Origin of the sequence: Achromobacter sp. RTa (genome assembly GCF_000757485.1) — a bacterium.
Classification (GTDB): domain Bacteria; phylum Pseudomonadota; class Gammaproteobacteria; order Burkholderiales; family Burkholderiaceae_B; genus Achromobacter.
The window spans coordinates 80,471-98,384 of sequence record NZ_JPYO01000033.1; the positions used below are offsets into that span (position 1 = coordinate 80,471).

The window sequence follows — 17,914 nt, forward strand, 5'->3', positions numbered from 1 at the left end:
GGCCGCCCGCGTGCCGCATTATCCCTTCAGACAGCCGGTCAGGGCCTGATCGAAATCAAACAGCAAATCGGCTTCGTCCTCGATGCCGACCGACACGCGGATGAGGCTGTCCGCGATGCCCATCTGCTTGCGGCGCTCCGCGCCCATCTCGTAATAAATGGTGTGCGCGGCAGGCAGGGCCAGGCTGCGGGTGTCTCCCAGGTGGGTCGCCATGAGCACCACGCGCAGGCGGTTCAGGAAGTCGAAGCAGTCCACGCCATCGGCCAGCTCCACGCCCAGCAGGCCGCCGAAACGCGAACCGAACAGCGCCGCCGACCGCGCATGCTGCGGATGGCTGGCCAGGCCGGGGTAATGCACCTTGGCCACGCCAGGATGCTCTTCCAGGAAGCGCGCCAGCGCCAGCGCGTTGGCGCAGTGCTTGGCCATGCGCAGGGCCAGCGTTTCGGCGCCCACCGCGATGCGGTGCGCCGGCTCGGCCGCCAGCGTTCCACCCATATCGCGCAGGCCCTTCTTCTTGATCTGCGTGAGCCCCCAGCCGGTGGCCGGGCCCTTGCGATAGGCTTCGTAGATGTTCGCATAGCCCGACCAGTCGTACAGGCCGGTATCCGTCACCGCGCCGCCCAGCGCATTGCCATGGCCGCCGATGTACTTGGACAGCGAATTCATCACCAACGAGGCGCCCACGGACGCGGGACGGAACATCCAGGGCGAGGTCAGCGTGTTGTCCACGACATAGACCAGGCCCTTCTCGCGGCAGATCTCGCCAATCACGGCCAGGTCGGCCACCTGCGTGCCCGGGTTGGCGATGGTCTCGGTAAAGACCATGCGGGTATTCGGCTGGATGGCGGCGCGCACCTGCGAGGAATCCGTCGCGTCCACGAAGGTGATCTCGACGCCCAGTTCCTGCAGCGTGCCGAAAAGGCTGTTCGTATTGCCGAACACGAACTGGCTGGAGACCAGGTGGTCGCCGCGGCGCAGCAGCGTGGTGAAGATGGCGGCCAGCGCGGCCATGCCGGTCGCGAAGCTCACCGTGCCCTTGCCGGCCTCCATCTGGCTGACCTTGGATTCCAGCGCGGTCGTGGTGGGCGTGCCCTGGCGCGCGTACGTAAAGCCGGCCTTGCCCTGGAACACCGCGGCGAGCTCGCGCGCGTCGTCGTACGCGAACTCCGACGAGGGATGCATGGGCTTGTGCACCGCTCCGTGCTCGACGGATTGCTTGCGGTCGGAATGGAGGATGGTGGTGGTAAAGCCGTTCTCGTGCATGATGGGCTGAGGCGATAAGAAAAAGATCTGCTGTCTAGCAGGGAATCGAAACGGGCAAATCAGGACCGGCGCTGGCGCACGGTTTCATACAGGCAGACGGCGCTGGCCACGCTGACGTTCAGGCTTTCCACCGAACCCAGCATCGGGATGTTCACGAGCTGGTCGCAGGTTTCGCGCGTCAGCCGGCGCATGCCCTCGCCTTCGGCGCCCATGACCCACGCCATCGGCTGGCGCGCATCGATCTGGTGCATGCTGTCGGGGGCCTGGTCGTCGGTGCCCACCAGCCACACGCCGCGGTCCTTCAGGCTACGCATCGTGCGGGCCAGGTTGGTCACCATCAGGTAGGGCACCGTGTCGGCCGCGCCGCAAGCCACGCGTTGCACCGTCGCGTTCAGGCCGACGGCCCGGTCGCGCGGCGCAATGACGGCGTGCACGCCGGCGGCGTCGGCCGTGCGCAGGCAGGCGCCCAGGTTGTGCGGATCGGTCACGCCATCGAGGATCAGCAGCAGCGGCGGGCCTTCGATCACGTCGAGCACCTCGTCCACGCCCACCGCCAGCTGGCGCTCGTCCGCCAGCGCCACCACGCCCTGGTGGCGGGTGCCGCGAGCCAGGCCGTCCAGACGTTCCATCGGCACCGGATGCAGGCGGCAGCCCGCCCTTTCGGCCTGCTCGATGAACGTCTGCATCCGCTTGTCGCGGCGCGACGCCTCTACATAGATTTCCCTGATCGATTCGGGGGCGTGGCGCAGCCGCGCGACAACCGCGTGAAACCCGGCCAGAACTTGGGTCGACGCCATAAATGCAATACCTTTAGATAAACGAATACCCGCCCCAGAGCGGGGCGGGCCACCGGACCAGGCCGGCAATAAACGCAATGTTACCCCTTATGGCTTGCCGTATGGCCCGGCCGCCCGACGGCGACCGGGCCATCGGGAGAGCTCAATGGCGCTTGTGCGTTGCCTTCTTGGCGGGCGCGGCCCGCTTCGAAGCCTTGGACGCCCTGGGCGGCTTGCTGGCCTTCTTGGCCTCGGCGCGCCGTTCCTTGGCGGTCTGGCCCTTCAGGGCGGCCGGCTTCGGGGAAGCGGCCTTCTTCACGCGCCGGGCCGGCTCGTCCGGCCCGCGGGCCGCCGCCTTGCGCAGCGCGTCGAAGCTCGTGCCCTGCACCAGGCGGAACTCGATGCGGCGAGCCTCCAGGTCCACGCGCGACACCTGCACCTGCACCTTGTCGGTCAGGCGGTAGCGCATGCCGGTGCGCTCGCCGCGCAGCTCGTGCAAGGCATCGTTGAACTGGAAGTACTCGCCGCCCAGCTCCGACACATGCACGAGCCCTTCGACGTGCAGGGTGTCCAGCGTGACGAAGATGCCGAAACTGGCGACGCCGGTGACGGTGCCGCTGAAGTCCTCGCCCACGCGCTCCTTGACGAACCAGCACTTGAGCCAGGCCTCGACATCGCGCGAGGCCTCGTCGGCGCGGCGCTCGCTGGCCGACAGGACCAGGCCCATCTTTTCCCAGATGGCGTGTTCGTGCTCGCGCTGGGTGCGGCCGATGACGACCGGCTGGTCGTCCAGGCTGGGCACGTAGCGCTGCCCTGCCAGCAAGGCCTTGATCACCCGGTGCGTCAGCAAATCGGGATAGCGGCGGATCGGCGACGTGAAGTGGCTGTAGCCCGGATAGGCCAGGCCGAAGTGGCCCATGTTGTCGGGGCTGTAGACGGCCTGCTGCATGGAGCGCAGGCACATGGTCTGCAGCAGCTGGTAGTCGGGACGCCCGCGCACCGATTCCAGGAAATCCCCGTAGTCCTTGGCCGTGGGCGTGTCGCCGCCGCCCAGCGACAGCCCCATCGTGCGCAGGAATTCGCGCAGCGACTGCAGGCGCTCTGGCGTGGGCCCTTCATGGATACGGTACAGGCCCGGATGCTTGCTGCGGGTCATGAAGTCGGCCGCGCAGGTGTTGGCGGCCAGCATGCACTCTTCGATCAGCTTGTGCGCGTCGTTGCGCACGGAAGGCACGATCTGCTCGATGCGGCCGAGCTCATTGCAGACGATCTTGGTCTCGACGGTGTCGAAATCGATGGCGCCGCGCTTCTTGCGCCCCTGCGAGAGCAATTGGAAGAGCTCGTACAGATGCTGGACCTGCGGCATGACGCTGCGCATGGCGTGCGCGGCCGGGCCGCCGGGCTGCTGCAGGGCGGCCCAGATGTTCGTATAGGTCGTGCGCGCATGCGAATGCATGACGGCGTTGTAGAACTGATAGGCCGTGACGGTGCCGGCCTTGGCGCCGCTGGCCGGGATGACCATGTCGCAGACCAGCACCAGGCGGTCGACGTCGGGATTCAGCGAGCACAATCCGTTGGACAGCGACTCCGGCAGCATCGGAATGACCCGGCGCGGGAAATACACGCTGGTGCCGCGCTCGATGGCATCGTCGTCGAGCGCATCGCCCGGGCGCACGTAGTGGCTCACGTCCGCGATGGCAACCAGCAGGCGCCAGCCGGGGCGCTTGCGCTGGCCCGTGCCAAGCTCCACGGGCTCGCAATACACGGCATCGTCGAAGTCGCGCGCGTCCTCGCCGTCGATCGTGATGAGCGGCACGTCGCGCAGGTCGATGCGATCCTTCAGATCGGACTTCCTGACTACGTCCGGCAGGCGCGCGGCCTGCTTGCGGGCGGCCTCCGAGAATTCGACGGGCACGTCGAACTTGCGCACCGCGATCTCGATTTCCATGCCGGGGTCGTCGATTTCGCCGAGCACCTCGGCCACGCGGCCCAGCGGCTGCGTGTGGCGGGTGGGCTGCTCCATGATTTCCACCGCGACCACCTGCCCATGCTGGGCGCCATTGGTGTCGCTGGGAGGAATCAGGATGTCGTGCTTGATGCGCTGGTCTTCGGGAACGACGATGGACAGCCCGTGCTCATGCAGGAACCGCCCCACCAGTTTGTTGGTGCGGCGCTCGATGACTTCGACGATGGTGCCTTCCGGCTTGCCCCGGTATTCGCCCGTGGGCTTGACCAGCACGCGGTCGCCATGCAGCACCTTCAGCATTTCGCGCGGCGACAGGAACAGGTCCGGCCCGCCGTCGTCGCGCAGCAGGAAGCCGAAGCCGTCGCGATGCCCCAGTACCTTGCCGGCGATGAAATCCAATTTGGTGGCCAGCAGCAACACGCCCTTGCGGTTGGGCATCAGTTGCCCGTCGCGCTCCATCGCGCCCAGCCGGCGCTCGAATCCCACCATCGTTGCGGCGCGCTCGATGCCCATGCGCTCGGCCAGCTCCACCGGAGACAGCGGCGAGCCCGCGGCACGCAGCGCTTTCAGGATGGCTTCACGAGACGGTACATCAGGATCGAAGTCCGGCGGCGCTTCGGGCAAGGATGTTGATCTGTTGTTATTCGATTCGTTATTCGATCGTTTTGCCAAAGCTAAAATTTCCGTATATAATGCGCAGCTTCTGTGGTTCGCCCAAGGCTGAACACTGAAGCAGAAAATGGTCAGAAGGGATTTGAAACCCGGATTTAAAACTCGGATTTGAAACCCGGATTGTAAATCCAACTGCACCCTGAGCGCATAATTTAGTTAATGTGTTTTAACTAAACCGATGCAACCAGAGCCGCAGCGTATCACATCATTCTGACAGTATCTCTCAGTGCCCAGGTGGCGGAATTGGTAGACGCGCATGGTTCAGGTCCATGTGCCGCAAGGTGTGGAGGTTCGAGTCCTCTCCTGGGCACCACGGAATTCCAATCAAGACCAGGCTTTTTCGTCTTGATAGCAACGGCTAAAGAGCCCCGAAAATCGCAAGGTTTTCGGGGCTTTCGCTTTTTCGGCCGCCCCTGCCCTCAACGCCAGGGCACTTTGCGATTCAAGTGGTGCCGCGCATACAGATCCGCGCCCATCCCGGCGATCTGTCCGTCGATCAGCGCTTCGAACGGTTTGAGCAAGGCATCGAAATTGTCCGGCGACTCGATGGCGTTCAGGGCATGCGTGACGGCTTCGATCGTGGACAAGGCGCCAGGCATGTCGGCATGGCGGACCCGGTAGCGCGTGGACAGCCCCGCGGGCAGCATCACGCGCGGCAAGGCCGCCAACCCGGGATTGATGTGCAGAAGCTTGCGCGCATGCCCCCAGGTGCCGTCCGGAACGATCAGCTGTATGGGCATGCCCAGATCTCGCCCATAACCTGGCGACAGCACCTCGGCATCCTCGCCGGGAAACAGCAGGCGCGGCGCATGGCCCGGCTCCGCCCAGTCGGCCGGCGAGAAATGCTCGCCCACCACGCGGCGCGCGCCGGCCAGGCCCAGCACGGTCAGCCGGGCGGTGTTCAAGGCATGGCGCGCTTCGCTGGGATGCTGGAGCACCACCAGGCGGGTGCGGCAGGAAAGCGAGGGGATCAGCTCGCACAGGCAGTGCGATCGGGGGCGCAGGCAGCGCGTGCAAAGAGGGCGAGGCATGGGGCGACACTATATCGAAAGTCGAAAAAAGCCCGCCCACATCGAAAAAGTTAAAAAAAAGCCACGCGACTTGCACACTTCAGAAAAAGTGTGCATAATCTCGTTCCTCTGCTGCTGAACACGAAACAACGCGACAGCGAAGCGAACTGCAAGGCACGGCAGAGAATGAAGTAAAAGAAGTGAAAGTAAAGCCCAGGTGGCGGAATTGGTAGACGCGCATGGTTCAGGTCCATGTGCCGCAAGGTGTGGAGGTTCGAGTCCTCTCCTGGGCACCAATTATTACATCACGAGGTACCTGCGTGATGCGCCAGAAAAACCCCGAATGCGAAAGCGTCCGGGGTTTTTTCTTTGTCCGCGCGCTTTTGCGCGGCGCCTTCCCTATTCCATCGATACGCCAGGCCGCCCCTGCGCAGCCTGGCGAACCCGCGCCCTATTTCAGCACGCGAGTCATGACCACGTGGGGAATGCCGGCCTCGACGAATTCCTCGCCCTCCACCTTGAATCCGTGGGCCTTGTAGAAGCCCGCCGCGTGCGTCTGCGCGTGCAGCACCAGCATGCGGTGGCCGTCGCCATGGCCCTGCTCGATCAGGGCGTCCAGCAATTGGCCGCCCACTCCCATTCCCCGGGCCTGCTTGTGAACCGCCATGCGGCCGATATGGCCATCGGGCAGCAGCCGCCCGGTGCCCATCGGCGTGCCGTCGGGGCCGTAAGCCACGGCGTGCACCGATACCGCGTCGTCATCGTCCAATTCGATTTCGGCCGGCACTTTCTGTTCGACGACGAACACCTCGTGGCGCACCGAATAAGCGTCCTCCCGCAGGCGGTCCCAGGTTCCCAGGGCGATACGCACCGTTGCTTGTTTGTTGGTCGACATGTCCATCCTCGCGTGCAGCAAATGAATAAAAGAATCCTACGCCGCATTTTCGCAGGGATGAAGATGGCTCAAAAGGGGGTACGATCGCGGCTTGCCCACGCTGCCCGTGCCCCGACATGCCGCCCGCCGCTCCCCCCGCCTGGCTGAAAGCCGCTCCCGCGCTTTTCCTGCTCCTCTGGTCCAGCGGCTTCGTCGTGCTCAAGGTCGGGCTGGCCTACGCCGACCCCATGACGTTCCTGGCGTTGCGCTATGCCTGCGTGGTCCTGATCCTGACGCCCGTGCTGCTGCTCGTGCGCCCGCCGCTGCCGCGCGGCGCCGCCGCCTGGGGCCATCTGGCGATGGTCGGCCTGCTGTTGCAGGCAGGCTACTTCTGCTTCACCTACCTGTCGCTCAAGCAAGGCATGTCGGCCGGGGGAATCGCGCTGATCACCTCGCTGCAGCCCATATTGATCGGCCTGCTGGCGCCCGCAATCGCGCAAGAGCGGGTCGACGCCCGGCGCTGGGCCGGCCTGGGCCTGGGGGTATCGGGCGCCGCGCTCGTGATCGTCGCCAAGGCGTCGATCGACGTGCTGTCGCCGCTGGGCCTGCTGTTTGCCGTCGGCGCCCTGCTGTGCATCACGGGCGGCACGCTGTACGAAAAGCGCTTTGGCACGCAGACCCACCCCGTCGCCTCCAACCTGGTGCAGTATGCGGTCGGCCTGGCCGCCACCGCGCCCCTGGCGTTCTGGCTGGAGCCGATGCGCATCGAATGGACGGGCCCGCTCTGGGCGTCGCTCGCCTATCTCGTCGTGGGCAATTCGCTGGTGGCCATTACCTTGCTGCTGACCATGATCCGGCACGGCGAAGCCTCGCGGGTGTCCGCGCTGTTCTTCCTGGTTCCTCCCTGCACGGCCGTCATCGCGCTGGCGATCCTGGACGAACCCATACCCGCGCTGGCGTGGCCGGGCATGGCCCTCGCGGCCTTCGGCATCCTGCTCGTCACACGCGCAAAGCCCGCTGGCGCGCGCTAGAATGAGCGCCCTCCCGCAAGCATATCCATGAACGCCGTCATTACCGCCGCCCTGCCGGTCTTCGCCCTGATCCTGACCGGCTGGCTGGCCGCCCGCTGGCGCATCCTGGGCCCGGCCGCCACCGACGCGCTGAACCGCTACGTCGTCTATCTATCGCTGCCCGCGCTGCTGTTTCGCGCGATGACGCAGGTGGACCTGGCGCAGACGGCCCACTGGGGCTTCATCGCCGCATTTGCGGGCGGCATCGCCGCCACGTTCCTGGCGTCGTTCCTGGGAGCCCGGCGCACGCAGAGCGCGCTGACCGACCGCAGCATCCAGGGCCTGGCCGCCTCCTACGCCAACGCCGGCTACATGGGCATCCCGCTATGCCTGGCGCTGTTCGGCGCGGAAAGCCTGGCGCCCGCCACCTTCACCACCCTGATGACCGCCAGCGTGCTGTTCGGCTTCGCCATCGCGCTCATCGAGTTCGACCGCCAGCAGGCGCCCAGCCTGCGCGCCACCCTGCTCAAGGTGGGACGCGCGCTGATGCGCAATCCGCTGCTGGCTGCCCCGCTGCTGGGCCTGGGATGGGCCTTTACCGGGCTGGAGCTGCCGGAGGGCCTGGACCGCTACGTGTCGCTGCTGGGAGCCTCCGCCAGTCCTTGCGCGCTGGTCACGATCGGGCTGTTCCTGGCGCAGACCGAAACATCCAGTTCCGGGCCGGGCGTATTCCGCCTGGTTGCCGGCAAGCTGCTGCTGCAGCCCGCCGTGACCGCGGTGCTGGCCTTCTACGTATTTCCCATGCCGCCCATGTGGGCCTGGACCGCCGTGCTGATGAGCGCCTTGCCCATCGGCACCGGCCCTTTCATGCTGGCCTCGATGTATGGGCGCGATGCGCGCGTGACCTCGCGCGCCATCCTGGTCAGCACCGTCGCGTCGGTGCTGACCGTCAGCCTGCTCGTCGCCTGGGTCAGCGCGCACCCGCTATCCTGAGCCCGATTCCATGCTGCTCGCCGCCGCCATATTCGTCCTCACCATTACCCTGGTCATCTGGCAGCCCAAGGGCCTGTCCATCGGTTGGAGCGCGGTGCTCGGCGCCGGGCTCGCGCTGGCCACCGGCGTAGTCCAGCTGGCCGACATCGCCGACGTCTGGCGCATCGTCTGGAACGCCACCGCCACCTTCATCGCCATCATCATCACCAGCCTGATCCTGGACGAAGCCGGCTTCTTCGAATGGTCCGCCCTGCACGTGGCGCGCTGGGGCGGCGGCCGGGGCCGGCTCCTGTTCGTCCTGATCGTTCTTCTGGGCGCGGCCGTTTCCGCGCTGTTCGCCAACGATGGCGCGGCCTTGATCCTCACTCCCATCGTCATGGAAATGCTGGTGGCGCTGGGCTTCGGGCCCGGCGCTTCGCTGGCGTTCGTGATGGCCGCGGGCTTCATCGCGGACACGGGGAGCGTCGCGCTCATCGTGTCCAACCTGGTCAACATCGTCTCGGCCGACTTTTTCGGCATCGGTTTCGGCGAATACGCCTCGGTGATGCTGCCGGTCAACGTGATGGCAGTGGCCTCCACGCTGGCCGTGCTGCTGCTGTTTTTCCACCGCAGCATCCCGCCGCGTTACGACGTGAGCCAACTGCCCGCGCCGGCCTCGGCCATCCGGGACCTCACCACCTTCCGCGCCGGCTGGGTCGTGCTGGCGCTGCTGCTGGCAGGCTTCTTCGTGCTGGAACCGATGGGCATCCCCGTCAGCGCGATCGCCGCGACGGGCGCACTGGGCCTGCTGCTGATCGCCGGCCGGCAGCACGTCGTGGGCACGCGGCGCATCATGCGCGAAGCGCCCTGGCACATCGTCATCTTCTCGCTCGGCATGTACCTGGTGGTCTACGGGCTGCGCAACGCCGGCCTGACCGCGCATCTGGCTCAGGTGCTGGACCGCTGCGCGGAGCACGGCCTGTGGGGCGCAGCGTTGGGCACCGGCGTCATCACCGCCTTCCTGTCGTCCATCATGAACAACCTGCCGACGGTGCTGGTGGGCGCGCTGTCCATTGCGGACACCAGCGCCACGGGGCCGGTAAAAGACGCCATGATCTACGCCAACATCATCGGCAGCGACCTCGGGCCCAAGATCACGCCGATCGGCAGCCTGGCAACGCTGCTGTGGCTGCACGTACTGGCGCGCAAGGGTTTGCGCATCACGTGGGGCTATTACTTCCGGGTAGGAATCGTGCTCACGCTGCCCGTGCTGCTGCTGACCCTCGCAGCGCTGGTGTGGCGGCTGCAATAGGCCCCCGCAGCAGGCATCAATATTACTTTTAGTTATTTAAAACTCATAAATTGATGCTTTGAGAGATTTGCTGCGCGCCTTAGACTTTCAACCATCCCACGGGTGCGGCGTCGCGCCCGTTTGCATTTCTATGTATTTCCCCCTCGGGACTCCCGCATGAGCACCAACGCCTCTACCCTCCCCCTGCCTTCCTCGGCTTTGCCGCCGATCCGGATCAACCGCAAGCCGCTGTGGATCGCCCTGCTGCTGGTGCTGGCCGGCGCGCTGTACCTGAACCAGACCGTCGGCTGGCGCCAAGGCGCGCTGTGGGTCGTCGGCGCCCTGCTCGGGGTCACGCTTTACCATGCCTCCTTCGGGTTCACGCAGGCCTGGCGCGTATTCGTGTCGGACCGCCGCGGCGCCGGATTGCGGGCGCAGATGCTGATGCTGGGCGCGGGCGTACTGCTGTTTTTCCCCTTCCTCGCCGCGGGTACCCTGTTCGGCCAGCCGGTCAGCGGCTTTGTGTCGCCGCCGGGAGTATCGGTGGTGCTGGGCGCCTTCCTGTTCGGCGTCGGCATGCAGCTGGGAGGCGGCTGCGCCTCGGGCACGCTGTTCGCGGTCGGCGGCGGCAATACCCGCATGCTGGTCACGCTGCTGTTCTTCATCGTCGGCTCCGTCATCGCGACCGCCAATTTCGGCTGGTGGTCCTCCCTGCCCGCACTTGCGCCCACTTCGCTCATCAAGGCCTGGGGCCTGGCGCCCGCGCTTATTGCGAACCTGGCCGTTTTCGCACTGATTGCCTGGGCCGTCACGGCGCTGGAGAAGCGCCGCCACGGCCACGTGATCTCGTTCGCCTCGCGCACCGCGCGGCCGGGCTCCCTGCTGCAAGGCCCCTGGCCGCTGATCTGGGGCGGCGTGGCGCTGGTCGCGCTGAACTTCGCCACGCTGGCGCTGGCCGGCCGCCCCTGGGGCATCACTTCTGCCTTCGCGCTGTGGGGCGCCAAGACGCTGGACGCCATCGGCGGCGACGTGGCCACCTGGGCCTACTGGGCCAAGCAGCCCTCGCTGGCCGCGCCGCTGCGCCAGGACGTCACGACCGTCATGGACATCGGCCTGATGCTGGGCGCGCTCGCCGCCGCCAGCGCCGCCGGCAAGTTCGCCCCCGTCTGGAAAGTGCCGGCCCGCTCTCTGGTCGGCGCGGTCGTAGGCGGCCTGCTGCTGGGCTATGGCGCGCGCCTGGCCTTCGGCTGCAATATCGGCGCTTATTTCAGCGGCATCCTGTCGGGCAGCCTGCACGCCTGGCTGTGGCTCCCGGCCGCCTTCGCGGGCAGCGCCCTAGGCGTGCGGCTGCGTCCGGTTTTCGGCCTGGCGGTCGAGAAGACGCCGCCGGCATCCAGCTGCTGAGAAACAGTATTCCAGCTACGTCCCCCCCTCGCGGGGGCCCGTAGCTGGTGTATGGTTGCTCCATCCCGAAATACGGAGATGGACATGAGCTGGATCTTCGGCCGCTACACGGCTTTTCTTTTGACTCTGGCAGGCGCGGCGGTCACCGCGGTCCTGGCCTTCTCAAGCTCGGCCTGGTGGCTGTGGATCGCCATTCCGCTGGCCCTTCTGGGCGCACTGGGCGCGTATGACCTGATCCAGCCCCGCCACGCCATCCGGCGCAACTATCCGGTCCTGGGCAATCTGCGCTTCCTCTTCGAGTTCATACGTCCCGAGATCCGCCAGTACTTCCTCGAAGACGACACGCAGGCTGCGCCCTTCTCGCGCGCGCAGCGCTCCATCGTCTACCAGCGCGCCAAGCGGGAGATCGACAAGCGCCCCTTCGGCACGCAGGAAGACGTCTACGGCGACCGCTACGAATGGATCAACCATTCCATGTCGCCCTCGCGCATCGACGACACGGACTTCCGCGTCACCGTGGGCGGCCCCGAGTGCACACAGCCCTATTCCATGTCGGCCTTCAACGTATCGGCGATGAGCTTCGGCGCGCTGTCGGCCAACGCCGTGCTTGCCCTGAACGAAGGCGCCCGCCAGGGCAATTTCGCGCACGACACCGGCGAGGGCGGCATCAGCCGCTACCACCGTCAGCCCGGCGGCAGCCTGATCTGGAATATCGGTTCGGGATATTTCGGATGCCGCGACGAGCACGGCGCATTCTCGGAAGAGGCCTTCGTCAAGAACGCCTGTACGCCACAGGTCAAGATGATCGAGATCAAGCTGTCCCAGGGCGCCAAACCCGGACATGGCGGCATTCTTCCGGCGGGCAAGGTCACGCTGGAGATCGCCGAGGCGCGCGGCGTCGCACCCTGGCAGGACTGCAATTCGCCCGCCACCCACTCGGCCTTCGACTCGCCCATCGGCCTGATGAAATTCGTGGCGCGCCTGCGCGAACTGTCGGGCGGCAAACCCGTGGGATTCAAATTCTGCGTGGGCCATCCGTGGGAATGGTTCGCGATCGTCAAGGCCATGCTTGAAACGGGCATCACGCCGGACTTCATCGTGGTCGACGGCGCCGAGGGCGGCACGGGCGCGGCCCCGGTGGAATTCGTCGACCACGTCGGCACTCCCTTGCGCGAAGCGCTGCGCCTGGTCCACAACACGCTGATCGGCGTGAACCTGCGGGACCGCATCAAGCTGGGCGCATCGGGCAAGGTCATCACGGCGTTCGACATGGCGCGCGTCATGGCCATGGGCGCCGACTGGTGCAACGCGGCGCGCGGCTTCATGTTCGCCATAGGCTGCATCCAGGCCCAGGCCTGCCATACCGGCAAATGCCCCACCGGCGTCACCACGCAGGACCCGCTGCGCCAACGCGCGCTGGTCGTGCCGGACAAGGCGCAGCGCGTGGCCAACTTCCACCGCAACACGCTGCATGCCCTGGCCGAACTGCTGGCCGCGGCCGGCCTGACGCATCCCGGCCAGCTCCGCCCGCACCACATCGCCCGCCGCATCTCGCCCAGCGAAATCCGGCTGCTGTCCGCGCTGTTCCCAGAGCTCGCGCCCGGCGAACTGCTGCGCGGCGAATTCCGGCACCAGGTGTTCCGCGCCGGCTGGGCCATGGCGCAGGCCAGCTCGTTCCAGCCTACCCACGACATCACCACGGCCCTCGCGCAGGAGCATGCCGCCCAGGCCGCGCCGGCGCACGCCTGAGCCGGCCGGCCCGGGCGCGGCTACAGCCAGCGCTCGAACATGCGCGAAAAGAACTCCATGGAGCGGTCGCCCACGCCCCGGGCCTTCCAGGCCTCGGGCGTGATGCGCACCGAATCGGCGACATCGCGCTGGAACAGCGCCTCCATTTCGGCCGCGAACTCCGGTCCCAGCACCACGGCGTTGATTTCGTAGTTCAAGGCGAAACTGCGCCAGTCCATGTTGCTCGACCCGACGGTGGACCACACGCCGTCCACCACCGCCGTCTTGGCGTGCAACAACGCGTCGCGCCGCTCGTAGAGCTTTACTCCCGCGTCCAGCAGATCGCTGTAATGCGAGCGCCCGGCGTGGAACACCAGCGACGAATCGCTGAAGCCGGGCAACACCAGCACCACGTCCACCCCGCGCCGCGCCGCCGCCGTCAGGACCTCGATAAAGGCAGGATCGGGAACGAAGTACGCCATGGTGATGTGGATGGATTGCTGCGCGCTCTCGAACGCGGACATCAGCGTCAGGTACACGGTGTAGCCATCGCTGCGGTCCGGCTGGTTCGCCAGTATCCGCACGCTCGTCGCGCCCGAGGGCGGCGCCACGTATGAGTCCCCGCCCTTGAGGGGCTCCTTGGACTGCGACTCCCAGCCCGCGCGGATGACCGCCTCCAATTGCGCCACCGCGGGCCCTTCGATTCGCAGATGCGTATCGCGCCAGGGCGCCGCCTTGGCATCGCCGGCCGCCTCCGCGTCCGCCTTCCCGGAGCCCGAACCCGAGCCCGAGCTCGCCCCGGGCGATGACTCATACACGCTGCTGACGTTGATGCCCCCCAGGTATCCGACCTTGCCGTCCACCACCAGCACTTTGCGGTGGTTGCGCTGGTTGGGCGACCAGCCAGCGCGGGCACGGGCCGGGTTGACCGGATTGAAGACCGCCACTTGCACTCCGGCATCGCGCAGGCGCTTGAACAAGGCGTCGGGCGTCTTGAGCGTGCCGACGGCATCGACCATCAGGGACACTTCGGCCCCGCGGTTGCGCGCCGAGATCAAGGCTTCGGCGAAACGCGAGCCTTCCGCGTCGTCATCGAAAATATAGGTTTCCATGTGGACGTACCGGCGCGCCTGGCCGATGGAGCGCAGCATGGCCTGGTAGGTGCTGGGCCCATCCGCCAGCAGCCTGACGCGGTTGCCCGCCACCAGGGGCGCGCCGCTGACCGCCTGTTCGACAGCCAGGTGGCGCGCCAGGAAATCGTCCTTGGGCGTTCCCGGGTCCGCGGCAATGCCTTGCCCGCGGCGATAGCTGTCGAGCGCGGCGTCGGCGGACAGGTGGGCCTGCTCTTTGCGCGCCTCGCGCTCCTGCGCGTCCGGGACGCTGGCGCAGGCGGCCAGCAGAACGACACAGGCCAGCGGCAGCGCGCTGGCCCATCGACGCATGCCAGACAGCCACGGAGACACGCCCGGCCCGGGCGGGGCCCGGCGCACGGCCGGAAGCGGCCACATGATGCGAGGGCTTAGCGCCGGCCGCCCGCCATCAGGCAGCACCCGAGCAACGCGCCGACCAGCGCCGCCACGCCCACCGACTTCCAGGCATGCTCATGCACGTACTCGTCGGCATAGGCGGAAGCCCGGCGCGCGCGCTCACGCGCCACGCCCTCCCACTCGCCCGCCGATTCGCGCGCGTCGGCCAGCTGGCGCCGCAGGCGCGCGCGTGCCGCTTCAATTTCGGAGCCCGTGTACGAAGCCGTCGAACGCAGCAGGTCTTCCGTACCCGCCAGCAATTCCTGGAAGCTGTCGCTTACCCGTTCGCGGTGCAAAGCCATTTCGGCGCGTTGATGCTTTCGATTCATGGTCGCTCCTTGTGATTATTTGGATGGTTGGGCCTGTCTCCGCGCACGACGGCGCGCTGCGTCAGGCCACGGCTTTCATTGTGGCCGCCATCCCTCCACACCGCCCGAGCTTTGGCAACCAGCCGTAATGCGATATTTCAGCGGAGCAGGCGCTTTCAGCAGCCGCTCATCCGCCGGCAGCCGCGCCGCTTGAGGCGGCCCAGGCCAGGGCGCCCGGCCGGCCCGGCCCGATTTCGTAAAAGTCCATTGCATTCAGCGGCTTAGCGCTTGACACCGCAACCCCAATCGCCGCCACAATAGACCTTTGCAATGCGCTTCACCCCCCTCAAAAAAGGATCTGAACGCATGGTTTCCCCTTCCAGGCTGTTTGCCCCCGCCGCTCCGGAATTCATCGCGCAGCACCTGCAGCACCCCAGCCCTGAACAGATCGAACTGCGCGACGGGCTGATGGACCATCCGGCCCACGTCGATCCCAAGTTCCTGTACGACGCGCTCGGCTCCGCGCTCTTCACGGCCATCACGCAATTGCCGGAGTACTACCCGACACGGTGCGAAGCGGAAATCTTCCAGCGCCACGGCGACGACATCGCCCGCCATATCGGGCCGGTGCAATCGATGATCGACCTGGGCGCGGGCGATTGCGTCAAGGCGGAGCGCCTCTTTCCCAGCCTGCGGCCCCGCCACTACGTCCCCATCGATATCTCCGCCGATTACCTCCAGTCAGCGGTGCGCCGCCTGCGGCTGTCGTATCCCGACTTGCGGATTACCGCCATCGGACAGGATTTCTCCCATGCACTGGAGCTGCCCGCCAGCATTCCGCCCGAGCAGCGCCTGTTCTTCTACCCCGGTTCGAGCATCGGCAACCTCAGCCCCGAGGACGCGCACGCCATGCTGCAGCGCATCCGCGGCCAATGCGAAGGAGGCGGACTGCTGGTCGGCGTGGACCGCGTCAAGGCGAGGCAGGTGCTGGAACCCGCCTACGACGACGCGCTGCACCTGACCGCCGCGTTCAACCTGAACCTGCTACGTCACGTGAACACCGTGCTGGACGCCGATTTCCACGTCGACGACTGGCGCCACGTGGCGCTCTTCAACAGTTCCCGATCGCGCGTCGAGATGCACCTGGAAGCGCAGCGGGCGGTCCGCGTGGCCTGGCCCGGCGGCCAACGCGAGTTCGACGCCGGCGAACGCATCCACACCGAGAATTCCTACAAATTCACCCCGCAATCCTTTGCCGGCCTGCTCGCCAGCGCCGGCTATCGCGATGTTGCGCACTGGTCCGATTCCCGCGGCTGGTTTTCTGTTTTCAGCGCTCGCGCCTGACGCGGGCTATCCCAACACGCCACTGGAGGATCGCCATGGAACCTGCGTGCCTGCTGACCCACCCCGCCACCGGGCCGTACGCGGCCGGCCAGGCGGGCCAGCATGACCGGTACGACGCCGTGCGCTCGACCAGCACCGCGCTGGCCGCCCCGCTGAGTCCCGAGGACTGCCAAGTGCAATCCATGCCGGACTGCAGCCCCGTCAAGTGGCACCTGGCGCACACCACCTGGTTCTTCGAGACCTTCCTGCTGACCCGCTTTCATCCATCCTATGCGGTGTTCCACCCGCAATACCGCATGCTGTTCAATTCCTACTACAACACCATCGGCGCCAAGCATCCGCGCCCGCAGCGGGGCCTGCTGTCGCGCCCCGCCCTGAGCGAGGTGCTGCAGTACCGCCAGCACGTGGACGGCGCCATGCATGCGCTGATTTCCCGGCTGGGCGGCAACGACCCCGACTTCGACGCGCTGCTGGAGCTCGGCCTGAACCACGAACAGCAGCACCAGGAGCTGATCCTGACCGACGTAAAGCACATGCTGTCGGCCAACCCGCTGCGGCCCGCCTACGTGGCGCCCGGCGCGCCCGCCCTGCCCCCGGCCACGCCCGCCGGCTGGACCCGATACGCCGGCGGCATCACCCGCATCGGCGACGACGGACGCGGCTTCGGCTTCGACAACGAAGGCCCCGCCCATGAGGTGCTGCTGGCCCCGTTCCACCTGGCCGACCGCCTGGTGACCCAGCACGAGTACCTGGCGTTCATCCGCGACGGGGGCTACAAGCGGCCGGAGCTGTGGTTGTCCCTGGGCTGGGACATCGTGTGCGCGCAGGGCTGGCAAGCGCCGCTCTACTGGGAGCGCCAGCGCGACGAATGGCGCGTCTTCACCCTGCGCGGCCTGCAGGACCTGGAACTGCAGGCCCCGGTCACGCACGTCAGCTATTTCGAGGCCGACGCCTACGCCCGCTGGGCCCGCGTGCGCCTGCCGCGCGAAGCAGAATGGGAACATGCCGCCCGCCAGTTGCCGGAAGGCGCACTCACCGCCCGCGCCAACATGCTTGAAAACGGCCATCTGGATCCCCGCCCCGCCCCCACGCGCAACGGTTCCGGCGGACCCGTGCAGCTCTTCGGCGACGCCTGGGAATGGACCTCCAGCGCCTATGACGCCTACCCCGGCTTCAAGCCCGACGCCGGCGCCGTCGGCGAATACAACGGCAAGTTCATGTGCAACCAATACGTGCTGCGGGGCGGATCCTGCGCCACGCCCCGGGATCATATCCGCCCCAGCTACCGCAACTTTTTCCCGCCCGAGGCCCGCTGGCAGTTCTCCGGCATCCGCCTTGCCCGGGACGCCTGACGCACTCCTGGAAATTTTCATTCCCAGCCGCTTGCGCATCGGAAAAACTTCATGCTAGAATTTCGTTCTTCGTTAATCACCGCTTGCAGCACAACAGCGGCAACGCAACGGCGATGAACGGAAGCAGTAGGAAGCAGTAATAGGAATAGGCAGTAAAAAAACGCGTGGCGCATTAGCTCAGCCGGTTAGAGCGACGGAATCATAATCCGCAGGTCCCCTGTTCGAATCAGGGATGCGCCACCAAAGAATTTGAAAGCATTTAAAGGCCCTCACTTCGGTGAGGGCCTTTTGCTTTCTCCGGCGGCCGCACTGCAATTGCGTATATTGATCTGGCCGCCATATCTCGATCTGACGCCATATCTCCATCTGACATCATGTCGGACTGAACTGCACCGCGTCGACCGCAGCGCTTCAGCCA

14 protein-coding genes and 3 tRNA genes are annotated in these 17,914 nt (G+C 66.5%); 10 read left to right on the plus strand and 7 right to left on the minus strand.

Translation table 11 applies throughout. The features are described 5' to 3' along the window. Positions 1-18: 18 nt before the first annotated feature. From JL37_RS11745 to rnr, 3 genes are all read right to left on the minus strand, one after another. Positions 19-1,263 (minus strand): cystathionine gamma-synthase family protein, encoded by a 1,245-nt coding sequence (locus tag JL37_RS11745; protein WP_043544270.1) that lies wholly within the window; start codon positions 1,261-1,263, stop codon positions 19-21. A 59-nt stretch (positions 1,264-1,322) separates the two neighbouring features. Continuing rightward, complete coding sequence (gene rlmB / locus JL37_RS11750; RefSeq protein ID WP_043544271.1) at positions 1,323-2,060, minus strand: 23S rRNA (guanosine(2251)-2'-O)-methyltransferase RlmB; 738 nt, start codon at positions 2,058-2,060, stop codon at positions 1,323-1,325. 142 nt (positions 2,061-2,202) lie between these two features. Continuing rightward, positions 2,203-4,677 carry a ribonuclease R gene (gene rnr / locus JL37_RS11755; RefSeq protein ID WP_043544273.1) on the minus strand — a complete coding sequence of 825 codons (2,475 nt, stop codon included), beginning with the start codon at positions 4,675-4,677 and terminating at the stop codon, positions 2,203-2,205. Positions 4,678-4,905: 228 nt separating this feature from the next. On the opposite strand from rnr, the gene JL37_RS11760 reads away from it, so the two are divergent. Beyond that, positions 4,906-4,990: transfer RNA gene (locus JL37_RS11760), tRNA-Leu, on the plus strand. Between the two features lie 106 nt (positions 4,991-5,096). On the opposite strand, the gene JL37_RS11765 is transcribed toward JL37_RS11760, so the two are convergent. Next, positions 5,097-5,708: a tRNA-uridine aminocarboxypropyltransferase gene (locus JL37_RS11765; RefSeq protein WP_043544275.1), complete on the minus strand. Its 612-nt coding sequence runs from the start codon at positions 5,706-5,708 to the stop codon at positions 5,097-5,099. 190 nt (positions 5,709-5,898) lie between these two features. Here JL37_RS11765 and JL37_RS11770 point away from each other — a divergent pair. After that, positions 5,899-5,983 (plus strand) — tRNA-Leu (locus JL37_RS11770). A 155-nt stretch (positions 5,984-6,138) separates the two neighbouring features. On the opposite strand, the gene JL37_RS11775 is transcribed toward JL37_RS11770, so the two are convergent. Further along, complete coding sequence (locus tag JL37_RS11775) at positions 6,139-6,588, minus strand: GNAT family N-acetyltransferase (RefSeq protein WP_369798545.1); 450 nt, start codon at positions 6,586-6,588, stop codon at positions 6,139-6,141. A gap of 110 nt (positions 6,589-6,698) precedes the next feature. On the opposite strand from JL37_RS11775, the gene JL37_RS11780 reads away from it, so the two are divergent. The 5 genes from JL37_RS11780 to JL37_RS11800 all read left to right on the plus strand — a co-directional run bounded on the left by JL37_RS11780 (position 6,699) and on the right by JL37_RS11800 (position 12,987). Beyond that, positions 6,699-7,592 (plus strand): DMT family transporter, encoded by an 894-nt coding sequence (locus tag JL37_RS11780; protein ID WP_043544276.1) that lies wholly within the window; start codon positions 6,699-6,701, stop codon positions 7,590-7,592. 27 nt (positions 7,593-7,619) lie between these two features. Continuing rightward, positions 7,620-8,564, plus strand: a complete 945-nt coding sequence (locus tag JL37_RS11785) for an AEC family transporter (RefSeq protein ID WP_043544279.1) — start codon at positions 7,620-7,622, stop codon at positions 8,562-8,564. 10 nt (positions 8,565-8,574) lie between these two features. After that, on the plus strand, positions 8,575-9,855 hold the full coding sequence (locus tag JL37_RS11790) for an arsenic transporter (protein ID WP_043544280.1): 1,281 nt from the start codon (positions 8,575-8,577) through the stop codon (positions 9,853-9,855). Between the two features lie 156 nt (positions 9,856-10,011). Next, a complete protein-coding gene (locus JL37_RS11795; RefSeq protein WP_043544281.1) occupies positions 10,012-11,238 on the plus strand; it encodes a YeeE/YedE family protein in 1,227 nt (408 codons plus the stop codon). A gap of 84 nt (positions 11,239-11,322) precedes the next feature. Then, on the plus strand, positions 11,323-12,987 hold the full coding sequence (locus JL37_RS11800) for an FMN-binding glutamate synthase family protein (protein WP_043544284.1): 1,665 nt from the start codon (positions 11,323-11,325) through the stop codon (positions 12,985-12,987). 20 nt (positions 12,988-13,007) lie between these two features. Here JL37_RS11800 and JL37_RS11805 read toward each other — a convergent pair whose 3' ends face one another. Beyond that, positions 13,008-14,408, minus strand: a complete 1,401-nt coding sequence (locus JL37_RS11805) for a phospholipase D-like domain-containing protein (protein ID WP_231570333.1) — start codon at positions 14,406-14,408, stop codon at positions 13,008-13,010. A 77-nt stretch (positions 14,409-14,485) separates the two neighbouring features. Continuing rightward, positions 14,486-14,821 carry a YqjD family protein gene (locus tag JL37_RS11810; protein ID WP_043544285.1) on the minus strand — a complete coding sequence of 112 codons (336 nt, stop codon included), beginning with the start codon at positions 14,819-14,821 and terminating at the stop codon, positions 14,486-14,488. Between the two features lie 345 nt (positions 14,822-15,166). On the opposite strand from JL37_RS11810, the gene egtD reads away from it, so the two are divergent. The 3 genes from egtD (at position 15,167) to JL37_RS11825 (ending at position 17,739) form a co-directional block, all read left to right on the plus strand. Then, on the plus strand, positions 15,167-16,144 hold the full coding sequence (egtD, locus tag JL37_RS11815) for an L-histidine N(alpha)-methyltransferase (RefSeq protein ID WP_043544286.1): 978 nt from the start codon (positions 15,167-15,169) through the stop codon (positions 16,142-16,144). Positions 16,145-16,179: 35 nt separating this feature from the next. Next, positions 16,180-17,496 (plus strand): ergothioneine biosynthesis protein EgtB, encoded by a 1,317-nt coding sequence (egtB, locus tag JL37_RS11820; protein ID WP_043544287.1) that lies wholly within the window; start codon positions 16,180-16,182, stop codon positions 17,494-17,496. A 166-nt stretch (positions 17,497-17,662) separates the two neighbouring features. Then, positions 17,663-17,739: transfer RNA gene (locus JL37_RS11825), tRNA-Met, on the plus strand. Positions 17,740-17,914: the final 175 nt, after the last annotated feature.